This window comes from Kineococcus siccus (assembly GCF_009906795.1).
In the GTDB taxonomy this organism is placed as follows: domain Bacteria; phylum Actinomycetota; class Actinomycetes; order Actinomycetales; family Kineococcaceae; genus Kineococcus; species Kineococcus siccus.
In genome coordinates this window covers 1-16073 of the sequence record NZ_JAAALN010000093.1, presented here as the reverse complement: position 1 = coordinate 16073, position 16073 = coordinate 1, and the positions used below count along the sequence as shown (strand labels likewise).

Annotated in this window: 12 protein-coding genes; 9 read left to right on the top strand and 3 right to left on the bottom strand. The window is 76.6% G+C overall.

What is annotated here, in order from left to right:
* Positions 1–2: 2 nt before the first annotated feature.
* On the bottom strand, positions 3–680 hold the full coding sequence (locus tag GTR02_RS11865) for a DUF4129 domain-containing protein (RefSeq protein WP_205709106.1): 678 nt from the start codon (positions 678–680) through the stop codon (positions 3–5).
* The gene (locus GTR02_RS11860; RefSeq protein ID WP_166607705.1) at positions 677–1882 is read right to left on the bottom strand and encodes a glycerophosphoryl diester phosphodiesterase membrane domain-containing protein; all 1206 of its coding nucleotides are present in this window, start codon (positions 1880–1882) and stop codon (positions 677–679) included. Before GTR02_RS11860 ends, GTR02_RS11865 begins: the two co-directional genes overlap by 4 nt.
* A 117-nt stretch (positions 1883–1999) precedes the next feature.
* Here GTR02_RS11860 and mtrA point away from each other — a divergent pair, with 117 nt between their 5' ends.
* The 9 genes from mtrA (at position 2000) to secA (ending at position 15481) form a co-directional block, all read left to right on the top strand.
* Complete coding sequence (gene mtrA / locus GTR02_RS11855; protein ID WP_166607704.1) at positions 2000–2677, top strand: MtrAB system response regulator MtrA; 678 nt, start codon at positions 2000–2002, stop codon at positions 2675–2677.
* A complete protein-coding gene (mtrB, locus tag GTR02_RS11850) occupies positions 2674–4398 on the top strand; it encodes an MtrAB system histidine kinase MtrB (protein ID WP_338073767.1) in 1725 nt (574 codons plus the stop codon). Before mtrA ends, mtrB begins: the two co-directional genes overlap by 4 nt.
* Positions 4395–6167, top strand: a complete 1773-nt coding sequence (locus tag GTR02_RS11845; RefSeq protein ID WP_166607703.1) for an LpqB family beta-propeller domain-containing protein — start codon at positions 4395–4397, stop codon at positions 6165–6167. The genes mtrB and GTR02_RS11845 overlap by 4 nt, the downstream gene beginning before the upstream one ends.
* Positions 6168–6280: 113 nt before the next feature.
* Positions 6281–6967 carry a ComF family protein gene (locus tag GTR02_RS11840; RefSeq protein ID WP_166607702.1) on the top strand — a complete coding sequence of 229 codons (687 nt, stop codon included), beginning with the start codon at positions 6281–6283 and terminating at the stop codon, positions 6965–6967.
* Between the two features lie 262 nt (positions 6968–7229).
* A complete protein-coding gene (gene hpf / locus GTR02_RS11835) occupies positions 7230–7976 on the top strand; it encodes a ribosome hibernation-promoting factor, HPF/YfiA family (RefSeq protein WP_420814724.1) in 747 nt (248 codons plus the stop codon).
* Between the two features lie 79 nt (positions 7977–8055).
* The gene (locus tag GTR02_RS11830) at positions 8056–8778 is read left to right on the top strand and encodes a response regulator (RefSeq protein WP_166607700.1); all 723 of its coding nucleotides are present in this window, start codon (positions 8056–8058) and stop codon (positions 8776–8778) included.
* 13 nt (positions 8779–8791) lie between these two features.
* Complete coding sequence (locus tag GTR02_RS11825; RefSeq protein ID WP_166607706.1) at positions 8792–10039, top strand: winged helix-turn-helix domain-containing protein; 1248 nt, start codon at positions 8792–8794, stop codon at positions 10037–10039.
* 67 nt (positions 10040–10106) lie between these two features.
* Positions 10107–12713 (top strand): EAL domain-containing protein, encoded by a 2607-nt coding sequence (locus GTR02_RS11820; protein ID WP_166607699.1) that lies wholly within the window; start codon positions 10107–10109, stop codon positions 12711–12713.
* Between the two features lie 89 nt (positions 12714–12802).
* On the top strand, positions 12803–15481 hold the full coding sequence (secA, locus tag GTR02_RS11815) for a preprotein translocase subunit SecA (protein ID WP_166607698.1): 2679 nt from the start codon (positions 12803–12805) through the stop codon (positions 15479–15481).
* Positions 15482–15530: 49 nt separating this feature from the next.
* Here secA and GTR02_RS11810 read toward each other — a convergent pair.
* On the bottom strand, positions 15531–16073 hold a 543-nt coding region (locus tag GTR02_RS11810), incomplete at its 5' end, for an Rv3235 family protein (RefSeq protein WP_166607697.1).

Here is a 16073-nt window from a genome sequence, read left to right as displayed (position 1 = left end):
GCTCACGGCCGGCCCCGGTCGGGACCGCCGGCGACGAGGTGCGCGTCCGGCCCGGCGCCGAGCAGCTGCGGCCGCGTCGCCGCGACCTCGCCCGCGAGCCGGCGCACCTCGGCCTCCACCGCGGGGGAGGCCGTGCGGCCGCCGTAGCGGACGTCGTCGAAGGTGCGGGCGGCGCGGCGCAGCCCGGTGGCGCAGCCGGGCAGCGGAACGGCGGCCTCCTCGGCGACCTCGTGCGCCGTGCGGCCGGGCCGGCGTTCCAGCAGGGCACGCTCCTCGAGCGAGCGCACCACGGCCCGGAAGCGCTCCTGCACCGCGAGCGACCAGTCGCCGGCGGCGGCGGCCGTGTCGGCGCGGCGGTGGTGCTCGGCCGAGGGGACGAGGTCGTCGAAGGGCGTGTCGGACTGCGGTGCCCGCGCGCCGCGCCGCACCGGCCCGGCGACCAGGAGGACGACGACCACCACGGCGACGAGCAGCAGCACGACGAGGAGGGGACCCGTCCAGCTGGTGCCGATGCCGGGCACCTCGACGCGCTGCAGGCGCTCCGTCAGCCAGTTCCAGACCCGCAGCAGCCAGGGCTCGGCCTGGCCGCGGTACTCCCGGCCGGCGAGCTCGCGGGCCAGGAGCTCGCGCGCCTCACCGGCGCCGGGGGTGAGCGGTGCCCCGCGGAGCAGACCGCTCACCCGCCGGCCGCGGCGCGGTGGAGCTCGACGTCGAGCCCCTCGCGGCGCATCCGCAGGTCGACGTAGACCAGGGCCGTCACCGAGGCGAGGAACGGGAAGGCGACGACGCTGCCGAGCATGGTGCCGATGCTCGCCACGGCCTGCTGGACCACCAGCCCCGTCGTCGTGCTCCCCCCGTCGAGCAGCACCGTCCCGATGAGCTGGCCCACGACGGAGAACGGGAAGCCGACGGCCGTGACCACGACATAGACCACCACGAGCGTCAGCGCCAGGATCCCGAACGTGCGCCAGAAGGTGCCCCGGACCAGCCGGGAGGACCGTCGCACGGACTCCCGGACCGTGAGCTGCTCGAGCAGCAGCGCGGGGGTGGCGAGCGCCCAGCGGACGCCGATGAAGACCGCCAGGACGAGCCACGCGAGCGCGCCGACGAGCGTCAGCGCGACGCCCGTGGCGATCGCGCCGTCACCGTCGGCCCCGACGAGCACCAGGACCCCGGGCGCCAGCAGGACCAGGCCGATGAGCGTGGGGACGAGGCTCACGACGAGGGAGAGGCCCACGAGCGCCGGCACCCGGTGGCGGGTCTGCCGCCAGAGCTCGCCGAGCGTCACGGTGCGACCGAGCACGGCGCGGCTGACGGCCACGATGAGCATGCCGTTCAGGACGAGCACGGCGATGCTCTGCAGCAGCGTCACGACGGCGTACAGCGGGATGCTGCGCTGCAGCGTGCCCGCGACGTCGGAGAACGACGGGGTCGCGGTCGCGCTGCCCAGCTGCTCGAACAGCCCAACGAGGTCGCGGGTCAGCACGACCGTCGCCACGAGCGAGACGAGCTGGGTGGCGAGCACGACGATCGCCGACAGGCCCACCATCACCCTCGGGTTCTGGCGGAACGCGCGGAAGGCGCCGTCGCAGATCTCGCCGAGGCCGAGGGGGCGCAGCGGGACGATGCCGGGCTGCACGCTGGGCGGGGGCCGGTCCCACGCCCCGGTCCGGTCGTTCCAGCGGGGTTCGCCCCAGCCGCCCCCCGTGCCCTGCGCGGCGCCGCCGGGGGCGGGCGCACCGGGGGCCGGCGCACCGGGGGCCGGGGGCGCGCCCGGCCCCGCGGCCGGCGGCCCGGGGACGGGTCCCCAGCCGCCGGGCTCGCCCGCGGGCGTCCCCGCGGCGGCGTCGTCGCCGGCGTCGGGTGCGTGCCACTGGCTCATCGGTGCCTCCTCGTGACGGCCTGCTGCTGCGCGTGATCGCCGTCCCGTCCATCGTGCCAGAGGCGTCCTGGGCGCGCCCCGGTCCTCGCCGACGGCGCGAGGCGGCATCATGAACGCATGAGGGGACGCGTCCTCGTGGTGGACGACGACACCGCGCTCGCCGAGATGCTCGGCATCGTGCTCCAGGGCGAGGGTCTGGAGACGCGCTTCTGCGCCCACGGCGACGAGGCCCTGGAGGCGTTCCGCAGCACCCGCCCCGACGTCGTCCTCCTCGACCTGATGCTGCCGGGCAAGGACGGCATGGAGGTCTGCCGCCTCATCCGCGCCGAGTCGGGCGTGCCGATCGTCATGCTCACCGCGAAGAGCGACACCGTCGACGTGGTCCTGGGCCTCGAGGCCGGCGCGGACGACTACGTCGTCAAGCCCTTCAAGGCCAAGGAGCTCGTGGCGCGGGTGCGCGCCCGGCTCCGCTCGTCCTCGGACCGCCCGCCCGAGACGCTGCGCATCGGCGACCTGGTGATCGACGTCTCCGGGCACTCGGTGCGCCGCGACGGCCGCTCGCTGCCGCTGACGCCCCTGGAGTTCGAGCTGCTCGTCACGCTGGCGCGCAAGCCGTGGCAGGCGTTCACGCGCGAGCTGCTGCTCGAGCAGGTGTGGGGCTACCGGCACGCGGCGGACACGCGGCTCGTCAACGTCCACGTCCAGCGGCTCCGCTCCAAGATCGAGGTCGATCCCGAGCACCCCGAGATCGTGGTCACGGTCCGCGGAGTGGGGTACCGCGCAGGCCCGCTGTGAGGCGCGCGCTCGCCCCGCGCCGGTGGGTGGCCGGGGCGCTCGCGCTCGGGGCGCAGGCGCTCGGCCGCTGGCGCGCGTCCCTGCAGCTGCGGGTCGTGCTGGCGACCTCGGGGCTGGGCCTGCTCGTCGTCGTGGGCGTCGGGACCTTCCTGCTCGACGGCATCGGCGACGGGCTCGTCGCCGAGCGCGAGCGGGTGGCCCTGTCGGACGCCTCGCGCGCCGCGAGCACCGCCCAGGCGCAGTTCGACGCCTCGACCACCACGACGTCCGCGGAGCTCGACCAGCTCGCGGGCGACGTGGTGTCCTCGCTCGAGGGGGCGGGCCCGGACCGGGTGCGCGGCGTCGTCCTGCTGCGCGCGCCCCGTCCGGAGGCGGGCGCGGCGGGCCCGACCGCGTCGCCGGGCACGTCGCCGGCGCCCTCGCCGTCCCCGGGGGCCGCGGACACCGCCGTCGTGCGCGACATCGCCTCCGAGGGTCTCGCGGGTTCCGACGTGCCCGAGGGGCTGCGGCGCGCCGTCGCCGGCAGCGACGTCCAGCAGCTGCAGCTCGTCGACCTGCGCGCCACGACGGGCAGCCCGGCGCTCCTGGTCGGCCAGCTCGTCACCCTGCCGCGCGCGGGGGAGTACGAGCTGTACTTCGTCTACTCCCTGGCCAGCGAGGAGCAGACGCTGCGGCTGGTGCGAACGACGTTCATCGGGGGCGGAGTGGCCCTCGTCGTGCTGGTCGGCGCCGTGGCCTGGGTGGTCGCGCGCACCGTCGTGCAACCCGTGCGCGAGGCCGCGGGGACCGCCGAGCGCCTCACCAGCGGACGCCTGCACGAGCGCATGCGCGTCCGCGGCAGCGACGACCTCGCCCGCCTGGCCCGGGCCTTCAACGAGATGGCCGCGGGCATGCAGCAGCACATCGAGCAGCTGGAGGAGCTGTCCGTCCTGCAGCGGCGCTTCGTCTCCGACGTCAGCCACGAGCTGCGGACCCCGCTGACGACCATCCGGATGGCCGGGGAGGTGCTGCACGACGCGCGCGCCGACTTCGACCCCGCGGTCGCCCGCAGCTCCGAGCTGCTGCTCACCCAGCTCGAGCGCTTCGACTCCCTGCTGCAGGACCTGCTGGAGATCTCGCGCTTCGACGCCGGCGCCGCCGCGCTCGAGGCCGACCCGCAGGACGTGCGGACCATCGTGGCGCGCGTCGTGGACTTCACGTCCTCCCTCGCGGAGCGGCGCGGCAGCCAGGTGCGCGTGTCGGTGCCCGGCAGCCCGTGCACGGCGGAGGTGGACTCGCGGCGCATCGAGCGCGTGCTGCGCAACCTGCTCGGCAACGCCGTCGAGCACGGCGAGGCGCGCCCCATCGAGGTCACCGTCGTGTGCGACGAGCGGGCCGTGGCGGTCGGGGTGCGGGACCACGGGGTGGGCCTGAGCCCCGCCCAGCTGCCGCGGGTCTTCGACCGGTTCTGGCGCGCCGACCCCGCGCGGGCCCGCACGACGGGCGGCAGCGGGCTGGGCCTCGCGATCTCCCTGGAGGACACCCGGCTGCACGGCGGGTGGCTGCAGGTGTGGGGCCGCCCCGGCGAGGGCTGCCACTTCGTCCTGACCATCCCGCGCACCGCGGGCGACGTGCTGCGCAGCTCGCCGCTGCCCGTGGTCCCGCTGAGCTGGCGGCCCGCCGTCGCGGCGCTCACCTGCGGACCGTCCGCGCCGCCCGCCACCGTGGACGGGGCGCGGTGACGCGCCCGCGGGCGGGCGTCCTCGCCGCGGGCGCGGCCGCCCTGGCCCTCGTCACCGGCTGCGGTGGGCTGCCGACGTCGGGGCCCGTCACGAGCGGCTCGCGGACCGTCGACGACCCGCGCGTCGGCCTGCTGGAGGTGATCCCCGAGGGGCCGCGGCCGGGCGCCTCCGCCGAGGACGTCGTGCGGGGCTTCCTGCTCGCCGCCAGCTCCGCGGGCGACGACGCGGCCGTGGCGCGGACGTTCCTCACCGCGGCCGCCGCGCGGCGCTGGCGACCGGAGGCCTCGACGACCCTCGTGGAGTCGACGCCCGAGGTGAGCGGCCAGCCCGCGACGGCGTCGGGCAGCGCGCCGGCGCCGGGCAGCACGCCGGCGCCGGACGGCGGGTCGGTGAGCGTGCTCGTCCGCGCGGCCGTCGTCGCCGTGGTCGACGCGACGGGCCACTACCTGCAGCGCCCGGCCGGCACGGTGCTGGAGCAGACCCTGACCCTGCGCCGCGAGGGCGGGCAGTGGCGCGTGGACGAGCTCCCCGACGGCGTCGCGGTCAGCGAGCTCGACGCCTCCCGCACGCTGCGGGCCTTCCCGGTCTACTTCGCGACCGCCGACGCCACGCAGCTCGTCGCCGACGTGCGGTGGTTCACGTACGGCTCCGCGACCGCGACGCGCATCGTCACCGAGCTGCTGGCCGGGGCCTCCGGCTGGCTCGCGCCGGCCGTGCGCACGGGCGCTCCCGCGGGCACCCGGCTGCGCGTGGGCACGGTCCCGGTCGCCGCGGGCACGGCGACGATCGACCTGACGGACGCGGTGCTGCAGGGCAGCCCGGAGCAGCGCAGCCTGCTCCTGTCCCAGCTCCGCGCGAGCCTCACGCGGCTGCCCGGCGTGGTGCGCGTGCGCGTCACCGTCGACGGCGCGGAGCTGACCCGCGCGGGCGACGGCGACCTCGCCGACGTCCCGCGGACCCTGCCCACGACCGACCCGCGCCTGGTGCTGCTGGGCCCCGCCGGGCTCTCGCGCTGGGACCGCACGGCCGTGCGCGCGGTGCCGGGCACGGGCCCGGGCCTCGGCAGCGGGGACGACGCGGCGCACCCGGCGGTGGGGCCCGACGGGGGCGCCTTCGCCGTCCTGGACCGCGACGACCGCGTCCTGCGCGTGCAGGCCGCGGGGGGTGACGTGCAGGTGGCCCTGCGCTCGGAGGTGCCGCTGTCGCCACCGTCGGTGGACCGCGGCGGCTGGGTGTGGACCGTCGGGGCCCGCGCAGGCGCGCCCCCGCAGGTCGTCCCCGTCGCCGACCCCGCGGTGGCCGCGCAGTCGGTGGAGCTGCCCGCCGACGGCGTCGGAGGGGTCGTGCGCCGGCTGCGGGTCTCGCGCGACGGCGCGCGGGTCGTCCTGGTCGTGCAGGACGGCCACGGTGCCACGCACGTGCGGGTGCACGGCGTCGTGCGCGACGCGGGGGGCCGCCCGCTGCGGCTCACGGCCGGCTCGCCCGAGCTCGTGCCCGGCACGGCCGACGTGCTCGACGTCTCCTGGCTCGAGGACGACCGCCTCGTGCTCCTCGTGCGGCCCACCGCCGGGGCCGACCCGGTCCCCGTCGTGACCCAGGCGTCCGGACCGGTCGTCCGGCTGCCCGAGGTCCCCGACGGGGTCGCGGTGGCGGCCGGCTGGAGCGAGCGCGACGTCGTGGTGGGCACGCGCGACGGCCGCCTGCTCACGCGCAGCGGCGCGGACTGGGTCGTCTTCGCCGACGGCCGCGACCCCGCCTACCCCGGCTGAGCCCCGCGGCCGCCCCGCCCGCCGCGGGGTCCACAGCCCCGGCGCGCCGGCGCCCCGCGTCCCGGCCTGGGGACGACGGCCGCGGCCGGGCCGGTCGCGGGCACGCTGGGCGGGTGCTCTCCTCCCGGACCTCCCTGGCCGCCGCCGCCGACCTGCTGTGGCCCGCCACGTGCGCAGGCTGCGGACGTGCGGCGACGTCGTGGTGCCGGGCGTGCGCGGCGGCCCTCGCGCGGCCACCGGCGCCGACGGCGCTCGCCGACGGCACGCCGCTGCACGCCGCGGCGGCGCACGCCGGCACGGCCCGCTCGCTGCTGCTGGCGGTCAAGGAGGCCGGTCGCGCCGAGGTCCGGCCCGTGGCCGCGGCCGCCCTCGCCGCCGCGCTGGGCGCCGCCCGGCCCGGCGGCCCCGTGGTGCTCGTGCCCGTCCCGTCGCGCGCCGCCAGCCGCCGCCGGCGCGGCGACGACCTGGTGGCCGACCTGGCCGCCCGCACCGCGCAGCTGCGCCGCCGCGGGGGCGCGCCGACCCGCGTGGCCCGCGTCCTCGCCCTGCGGCGGCGGGTGGCCGACCAGACCGACCTCGACGCCGACGGCCGCCGCCGCAACCTCGCCGGCGCGCTGCGCGTGCTCGGCCCCCCGCCGCGCGGTCCCTGCGTGGTGCTCGACGACGTCGTGACCACCACCGCGACGGCGGGCGAGGCCGTGCGGGCCCTGCGACACGCCGGGGCCGACGTGGTCGCCGTGGTCTGCCTGACGTGCGCCGAGGCCACGCTCGGGGAGGGGTCCCAGCCTCCCGGCGGGTGATCTCCAGCCGCGCCGCATGGGCACCGCGTGCCCGCCTGGACTAGCGTTCCTCCATGGCAGCCCAGCGCGGCACGCTCCCGGCGGAGTCCATCGACGGACCCGGTCGGGGCCGGCGTCCTGCGCCCCCGGCTGCCATGCACCCCGCACCTCGTCGCGCCGACGCAGGTGCCCCCTGCCCGGGGGTGGTGCGCGGCACGAGGTGACGGTCCGAAGTGGGCCGGCCCCGGCCGCGCCCACGACGCTCGAGCGAGGGAGGCATCCCGTGGAAGTTGTGGTCACCGGACGGCACACCGAGGTCCAGGACAGGTTCCGGAGGCACGTCGAGGACAAGCTGGAGAAGGTCACGCAGCTCGCCCCGCGCGTGCAGCGCATCGACGTCGAGCTGTCCCACGAGAAGAACCGCCGGCAGGCCAGCGCCTGCGAGCGGGTCGAGATCACGGTGCGCGACAAGGGGCCGGTCGTGCGGGCCGAGGCCTGCGCGGACGACCCGTACGCCGCGCTCGACCTGGCCACGACCAAGCTCATGGAGCGGCTGCGGCGCTCGCGCGACCGGCGCAAGGTGCACCACGGACGCCACCGCCCGGTGTCGGTCCACCAGGCCACCGCGGGGCTCAGCGACGAAGCCCTCGTGACCACGGTGGACGCCTCCCTGCCGCCCGAGGACAGCCTGGAGACGACCGTGACCGGGGGCGGGGCCGCCGCCGGGGCCGACGCGGAGGTCGCGGACGAGTCGCCCGTGGTCATCCGCGAGAAGGCGCACGCGGCGTCGCCCATGACGCTCGACCAGGCGCTGTACGAGATGGAGCTCGTGGGCCACGACTTCTACCTCTTCGTCGAGGCCGGCAGCCACCGGCCGAGCGTCGTCTACCGCCGCCACGGCTGGGACTACGGCGTCATCCACCTCGACGTCGTCCCGGGCGTGGAGACCCCGGCCGACGCCGGTGACCGGGCCTCCCGCACCTCCTCCGACGCCGCTCTCGCCGCCGTGGTGGCCGCCACCGTGCGCTGACCCGGCGGGTCGCGAGGCCCGCACCGCCCGCAGCGACGGTGCCTCGCCGCCAGGACTGGCGGCGAGGCACCGTCGTGCCATGATCACCCCACCCCAGCCCGGAGGAGGCCCCGTGTCGACGGCCAGCAGCAGCCGCGCCCCGGTCCGCGTCGTCGTGGTCGACGACCACTCGCTGTACCGCCGGGGACTGCAGATGGTCCTCGCCACCGAGGACGACATCGAGGTCGTCGGGGAGGCCGAGGACGGGGCCGAGGCCCTCGCCCGCGTCGAGGAGCTCCTGCCCGACGTCGTCCTCATGGACGTCCGGATGCCCCGCCGCTCCGGGATCGACGCCTGCATCGACGTCAAGGCCGCGGCCCCCTCGATCCGCATCCTCATGCTGACGTCGTCGGAGGACGAGGACGACCTGTTCAGCGCCGTGCGGGCGGGCGCGAACGGCTACCTCCTCAAGGACGTGCCCGCGGAGGAGGTCGCCGACGCCGTCCGGGCCGTGATGGCCGGCCAGACCCTCATCAGCCCGCGGATGGCCGGGATGCTCCTCGGCGAGTTCGCCGCCATGCGCCGCCGCGACGAGGAGCGCGCGGTCGCCGTCGCGGGCGTGCCGCGGCTCAGCCCGCGCGAGCTGGAGGTGCTGCGGCTGCTCTCGCGCGGCAAGGGCAACCGCGAGATCGCGGGCGACCTGGGCATCAGCGAGAACACCGTGAAGAACCACGTCCGCAACATCCTCGAGAAGCTGCAGCTGCACTCCCGGATGGAGGCCGTGGTCTACGCGCTGCGCGAGAAGATCGTGGAGCTGACCTGAGCGGGGCGGACCCCTGAGCGCCGTCGAGGAGATCAGCGCGGCGCAGGCCCGGCGGGCGGCGCTCGCGGCGCAGGGGTTCAGCCGCTCCCGCCCCGCGGCCCCCGGGGCGGCGCACCTCCTCCGCGTCCTGGACCGTCTCGGCGTGGTGCAGATCGACTCGGTGAACGTGCTGTGCCGCAGCCACTACCTGCCGTTCTTCAGCCGCCTCGGCGCCTACCCCGCCGCCACGCTGGACCGGGCCGCGAACCGCCGTCCCCGCCGGCTCGTGGAGTACTGGGCGCACGAGGCGTCGTTCGTCGCGCCCGAGACCCACCGGCTGCTGCGGTGGCGGATGGCGCGGGCCGCCGAGGACGCCTGGGGCAGCATCGCGAGCATCGCCGTGGAGCAGCCCGGCCTGCCCGACGCCGTCCTCGCCCACGTCGCCGCCCACGGTCCCGCCACCGCCCGTGCGCTCGAGGCCGCCCTCGCCCCCGCGGCCGCGCGCCCGACCGAGCACTGGGGCTGGAACTGGTCGGGGGTCAAGCGCGCCTGCGAGTTCCTCTTCTTCACCGGCCGGCTCTCCTCGTCGGGGCGCACGCCGCAGTTCGAGCGCGCCTACGACCTGGTGGAGCGCGTGCTGCCGCCCGTGGTGCTGGCCCAGCCGGACCCCGACCCCGCCGACGCGGTGCGCTCGCTGGTGCGCACCGCCGCCCGCGCCACGGGCGTGGCGACCGAGGCGAGCCTGCGCGACTACTTCCGGCTGCGCCCCGAGCAGTCCCGGCGCGCGGTCGCCGAGCTCGTCGAGGCGGGCGAGCTGGAGGAGGTCCGCGTCCGCGGCTGGGCCTCGACGCTGCGCCGGCCCGCCTACCGCAGCGCGGGTGCCGTGGCGCCGCGGGTGCGGGCCCGCGCGCTCCTCAGCCCGTTCGACCCCCTCCTCTGGCACCGCGACCGGACGGAGGAGCTGTTCGGCGTGCAGGTGCGGCTGGAGTTCTACGTCCCGCGGGAGAAGCGGGTCCACGGCTACTACGTGCTGCCCTTCCTGCTGGGGGAGCGGATCGTGGCCCGCGTCGACCTCAAGACCGACCGGGCCGCCGCCGGCGGGGCCGGGGTCCTGCGCGTGCAGTCGGCCTGGGCCGAGCCCGGCGCCCCCGACGGCACGGCCGAGGAGCTCGCGGAGGAGCTCGCCGAGCTCGCGGAGTGGCTCGGCACGGCCGGCGTGGCCGTGGCGGACCGCGGTGACCTCGCGCCGGCGCTCGCCGCGGTCGTCGGGCCCCCGCCCTAGCGCCGGGGTCCGCGGCTCACCCGGGTGGCCGCTCAAGCCGTGGGCCGGACCTGCCGACAAGGTCCCCGTGGACCTCCCCTCCGTGAGCACCGAGCAGGCCGTCGGTGCCGGCGACCTGCTCGAGCAGGTGCTGGCCGACCTCTCCCGCGGCACCAGCGAGCGCGACGTCACGACCCGGGCCGCGGCCCTGGTGGCCGAGCTGCTCGACGCCGACGTCGTCGCCGTGTGCGAGGGCACCCGGGTGCTGGGCTGCGTGGGCGCCGGGACCGGTGTCCTGCCCGAGCGCGGCCTGGCGCGGGTCGTGCGCGACCGCCGCGGCTCCTTCGCCGTGCCCGGCCTGGCCCGGCTGCAGGCGGAGGCCGTCGACGTCCCCGGGCTCGCGGGCGCCGCCCTGGTCGTCGGCCGGCTCACCGACGGCCACCCCGTCGCGACCCCGTCGCCCGCCACGGTCGCGGCCCTCTCGGTCGTGGTGCGGGTCCTGGGCCTCGTGGTCCTGGGCCGCCGCGGCCTCGAGCCCGAGCACTGGCTGCAGGCCCAGGACCGCCGCGACCCCGCCGAGCGCAGCCGGCTGCAGGACACGCTGCGCCAGCGCGAGCGCGTGCTCGCGACCTCGGTGCGCTTCCAGCGCGCCGTCACCGGCCGCCGGCCGCTGCCGGAGCTCCTCCTGCAGATCGCGACCGGTTCCTCGGAGCTCCTCGGCCAGCGCGCGGTCGCCCTCGTGCTCGCCGACGTCCGCTCCCGCATGGACCTGCGCGTCGTGGCGGCCGTGGGGCACCCCGCGCTGGACGCCGACCTCGCCGTCTCCGCCGCCCGCAGCGCGGGCGCGCACCCCGACGGCGGGGACGCCGCGGGCCCCGCCACCGCCCCCGTGCGCGTCGACGGCCGCGTCGTCGGCGCCCTCGTCGTGGACACCGCGACGGCCCCGCTCGACGCGGTCGACGCCACGGTGCTGAGGGCCTTCGCCGAGCACGCCGGCCGCGCCCTGGGCTCCGCGGGCGGGTTGCGCGCCGCGCAGGTGCCCGCGGCCGACCCGCTCACCGGGCTGCCCAACCGCTCGGCGCTGCTGCAGCACCTCGACGCCGCCGTCCGCGCGGGCCGCGCCGACGGCGCCCCCGCCGCCGTGCTGCTGGTCGACCTCGACGGCTTCTCCCGCGTGGCGGAGGCGTTCGGCCGCGCAGCCGGCGCGGACGTCCTGGGCCGCGTGGCCCGGCGCCTGCAGCGCTGCGTGCGCCCGGGCGACGTCGTGGCCCGGCTCGGCGGCGACGAGTTCGCCCTGGTCCTGCGCGACGCCGACGCTCCCACCGCCGCCGTCCAGCTCGCCGAGCGCGTGCACGAGGCGCTCGCCACGCCCCTGTGGGTCGAGGGTCGCTCGGTGCGCCTGAGCTGCAGCGCCGGCATCGCGGTCGCCGACGAGGTCCTGCCCGCCGCGGAGCTGCTGCGCCGCGCGCACACGGCCCTGCACCGCGCGAGCGAGAGCGGCGCCGGCCGCACCACGACGTTCGTGCCGGGCACGGCCGACGTGCACCACCTGCGCCGCCGGCTCGCCGCGGACCTGGAGCGCGCCGTCACCGACGGGGAGTTCGAGCTGGCCTACCAGCCCGTCGTCCGCCTCGCCGACGGCGCCGTCGTCGAGGTCGAGGCGCTGCTGCGCTGGCGTCACCGCGTCCGCGGCCTGCTCGCCCCCGAGGCCTTCCTGGCCGGTGCCGAGCAGTCCCCGGCGCTGTCCGCGCTGTGGCGGTGGGTCGTCGTCACGGCCTGCGGGCAGGTCGCACGCTGGCGCGAACAGGCCCCCGGGCTGTCGGTGAGCCTCACGCTCTCCGAGCGCCACGTGCTGTCCGGGCAGGCCGCCGACGACGTCCTCGCGGCGCTGCACGACGTGCGGCTGGCACCGTCGGCGCTCGCGCTGCACGTGCCGGTGTCGCTGCTGGGCCGCACCGGGGCCCTGGCCGAGCTCGTGGCCGCCCGGCTGGCGGAGCTGCGCGGCACGGGGGTGCGGATCGTCGTGGACGGCGTCGGTGCGGTCGCGCCCGGGGAGCACGCCGACCTCGGCACGGGGGGTTCGCTCGCGCCGCTGCGCCGGCTGCCCGTCGACGGTCTCGTCCTGGACGCCTCCCTGGTCGCCGAGCTCGACGGCCCCCGCGCCGCCTCCGCCCGGGCCGCCGTCAGCACCCTGTGCCGCCTCGCGCACGCGCTGGACCTCCAGGCCGTGGCCTGCGGCGTCGAGCGCGCCGAGCAGGTCCTCGCCCTCGTCGACGTCGGCTGCACGCTGGCCCGCGGCGGCCTGCTGGGCGGCGCCCGGCCCGCGGCGCAGGTGGGTGCCTTGCTCGACCCCGCGCTGCTGCGCCCCGCCGTCGAGGCCCCCGCCGTCGAGACCCCCTCCGGTGCGGAGGCGCCCGACCCGCCGGCCGTGCCCCACGTGCGCCTGCCCGCCGACCCCGCGCTGCGGCGCGAGGTGCTGGCCACCCCGTCGGCGGAGGACCTCGCGCGGCACCTGGTGCCCATCGGCGGTCTGCTGGAGGGCCTCGTGGACGGGGTCGTGGAGGAGGAGCCCGTCGAGGCCCTGCTCGTCACGGCGGCCGCGGCCCCCGCGCACGCCGAGGCGGCCCCGGCCGCCGTCCCGCTGCGCCGCGTGCCGCCCAGCGACCTGCGCCGCCTGCTGCGGGACGCGCGCTGACGCCACTGCGTGAAGCTGTGCAGACGCTGAGCGACGACTTCCCGCCGGACGGTGACGAGCGCGGGGCCGCGCGCCGATAGAGTGGGGCCGTGCCTGCCATCGTCGAGAAGGTCCTCCGCGCCGGCGAAGGTCGCGTCGTCAAACGCCTCCACCGCATCGCCGAACAGGTGAACGCGCTGGAGGACGACTTCGTCGCCATGAGCGACGCCGAGCTGCGTGCGGAGACCGACCGCTTCAAGGAGCGCCTCGCCGACGGCGAGTCGCTCGACGACCTGCTCCCCGAGGCCTTCGGCGTGGTCCGCGAGGCCAGCCGCCGGACCCTCGGCCAGCGCCACTTCGACGTCCAGCTGATGGGCGGCGCGGCGCTGCACCAGGGCAACATCGCGGAGATGCGCACCGGTGAGGGCAAGACCCTCGTCGCGACCGCGCCGGCGTACCTGAACGCGCTGACCGGCCGGGGCGTCCACGTCGTGACGGTCAACGACTTCCTCGCCGAGTACCAGAGCGAGCTGATGGGCCGCGTCTTCCGCTTCCTGGGCCTGACGAGCTCCTGCATCCTGTCCCGGATGCGGCCCGAGGAGCGCCGCGAGGCCTACGGCGCGGACATCACGTACGGCACCAACAACGAGTTCGGCTTCGACTACCTGCGCGACAACATGGCGTGGAGCACGGCCGAGATGGTCCAGCGCGGCCACCACTTCGCCATCGTCGACGAGGTCGACTCCATCCTCATCGACGAGGCCCGCACGCCGCTGATCATCTCGGGGCCCGCCGACTCGCCGACCAAGTGGTACTCCGAGTTCGCCAAGATCGCGCGCCGGCTCACGAAGGACGTCGACTACGAGGTCGACGAGAAGAAGCGCACGATCGGCGTGATGGAGTCCGGCATCGCCAAGGTCGAGGACCTGCTCGGCATCGACAACCTCTACGAGAGCGTGAACACCCCGCTCGTCGGGTTCCTCAACAACGCCGTGAAGGTCAAGGAGCTCTTCAAGCGCGACAAGGACTACGTCGTCTCGCCCAAGGGCGAGGTCCTCATCGTCGACGAGCACACGGGCCGCATCCTCGCCGGCCGCCGCTACAACGAGGGCCTGCACCAGGCCATCGAGGCGAAGGAGGGGGTGCAGATCCAGAACGAGAACCAGACGCTCGCGACGATCACGCTGCAGAACTTCTTCCGCATGTACGACAAGCTCTCGGGGATGACCGGCACCGCCATGACGGAGGCGGCCGAGTTCCACCAGATCTACAAGCTGGGTGTCGTCCCGATCCCGACCAACCGGGAGATGGTCCGCAAGGACCAGCCCGACCTGGTCTACAAGACCGAGGAGGCGAAGTTCACGGCGGTCGTCGAGGACATCGCCGAGCACCACGCCACGGGCCAGCCCGTGCTCGTCGGCACCACCAGCGTGGAGAAGAGCGAGCACCTCTCGACGCTGCTGCGCAAGGCCGGGGTCGAGCACACGGTCCTCAACGCCAAGCAGCACGAGCGCGAGGCCTCGATCGTGGCCCAGGCCGGCCGCAAGGGCTCGGTCACGGTGGCCACGAACATGGCCGGGCGCGGCACCGACATCATGCTGGGCGGCAACGCGGAGTTCATGGCCGTCGCCGCCATGAAGGACCGCGGACTGGACCCGGACGAGTCGCCGGCCGAGTACGAGGCCGCGTGGCCCGAGGTCCTCGAGGCGGCGAACGCGGCCGTCAAGGCCGAGCACGACGAGGTCCGCGACCTCGGTGGTCTCTACGTCCTCGGCACGGAGCGGCACGAGTCGCGGCGCATCGACAACCAGCTGCGCGGACGCTCGGGCCGGCAGGGCGACCCGGGCGAGTCCCGCTTCTACCTCTCGCTCAGCGACGACCTCATGCGGCTGTTCAACGCCGCCCTGGTGGAGCAGTTCCTCACGCGCAGCGGCATCCCCGAGGACGTCCCGATCGAGTCGAAGATGGTCTCGCGCGCCATCCAGAGCGCGCAGGGGCAGGTCGAGGGCCGCAACTTCGAGATCCGCAAGAACGTCCTCAAGTACGACGACGTCCTGAACCGCCAGCGCGAGGTCATCTACGCCGAGCGGCGGCGCGTGCTGGAGGGGGAGGACCTGGAGGGCCAGGTCCGGCACTTCATCGACGACACCGTCACCGCCTACGTCGTCGCGGCCACCGCGGACGGGTTCGGCGAGGACTGGGACCTGGAGCAGCTGTGGACGGCGCTGCGCAGCCTCTACCCGGTGTCGGTGACGCCCGAGGAGGTCGTGGAGGCCGCCGGCGGCCGGGGCAACCTGACCGTGGAGCGCCTCGTCGAGGAGATGCGCGGTGACGCGCAGGCCTGCTACGACGAGCGCGAGTCCAGCCTCGGCGCGGCGACGATGCGCGACCTCGAGCGCCGGGTCGTGCTCTCCGTGCTCGACCGCAAGTGGCGTGAGCACCTCTACGAGATGGACTACCTGCAGGAGGGCATCGGCCTGCGCGCCATGGCGCAGCGCGACCCCCTCGTGGAGTACCAGCGCGAGGGCTACCAGCTCTTCGGCGCGATGACGGAGGCCATCAAGGAGGAGTCCGTCGGGTACCTGTTCTCCCTCGAGGTGCAGCCCACCCCGCAGGCGGGGGCGGCGGCGGTGGCCCCGGGCTTCGCGCAGCCGACGCACCAGCAGCTGCAGTACTCGGCCCCCACCGCGGAGGGCGACGTCGAGGTCCACGCGGGCGACGAGGGCAGCACCGACGCGGAGTTCGGCAACCGCGCGCAGCGCCGCGCGGCGCAGCGCGACCAGAGCTGACGCGAAGCGGGACCCGCACCGAGCCGGCCTCCCCCTGCGGGGGGCCGGCTCAGCCCATCTCGAGCACGGTGACGCGCCAGCGGCGGTCCCAGCCCTCCAGCCGCAAGGCGCTGGCGCGGACCGTGGACCCGTCGCGCACGACCGCCGACACCTCGACGACGCCGTCGGCGGGGACGCACGCGCGCACCGACTGCACCACAGGTGCCCGGTGGGCGGTGCCGGTCCGCTGCCGCACGCGGGCGGCGAGCTGCGCGCGACGCTGGATCCCGACGTAGACGTCGGGCGCGCACCAGCGCAGCAGCTGCTGCGGGGGCCGCTGACCCGCCAGGACCTCCAGGAGCACCAGCAGGTAGCGCCGGCTCCACGTCGTGGCGTCGGGCAGGTCGGCGCTGCCCGTGGGCTGCGGCCCCGCGAAGGGGACGTCGCACGCCTCGCGACCGCGGGCGGGCAGCTCGAGCGGGAGCACGCCCTGCCCCTCGCCGACGTGGCCGACGATCGACGTCACCTCGCCCGGGGCGCCGAGCAGGGGCGGTCCGGCGAGCGGGAAGGGGAAGCGGCGCAGCCGGGGCGGCCGCTGCCCCCGGGCTGGGTC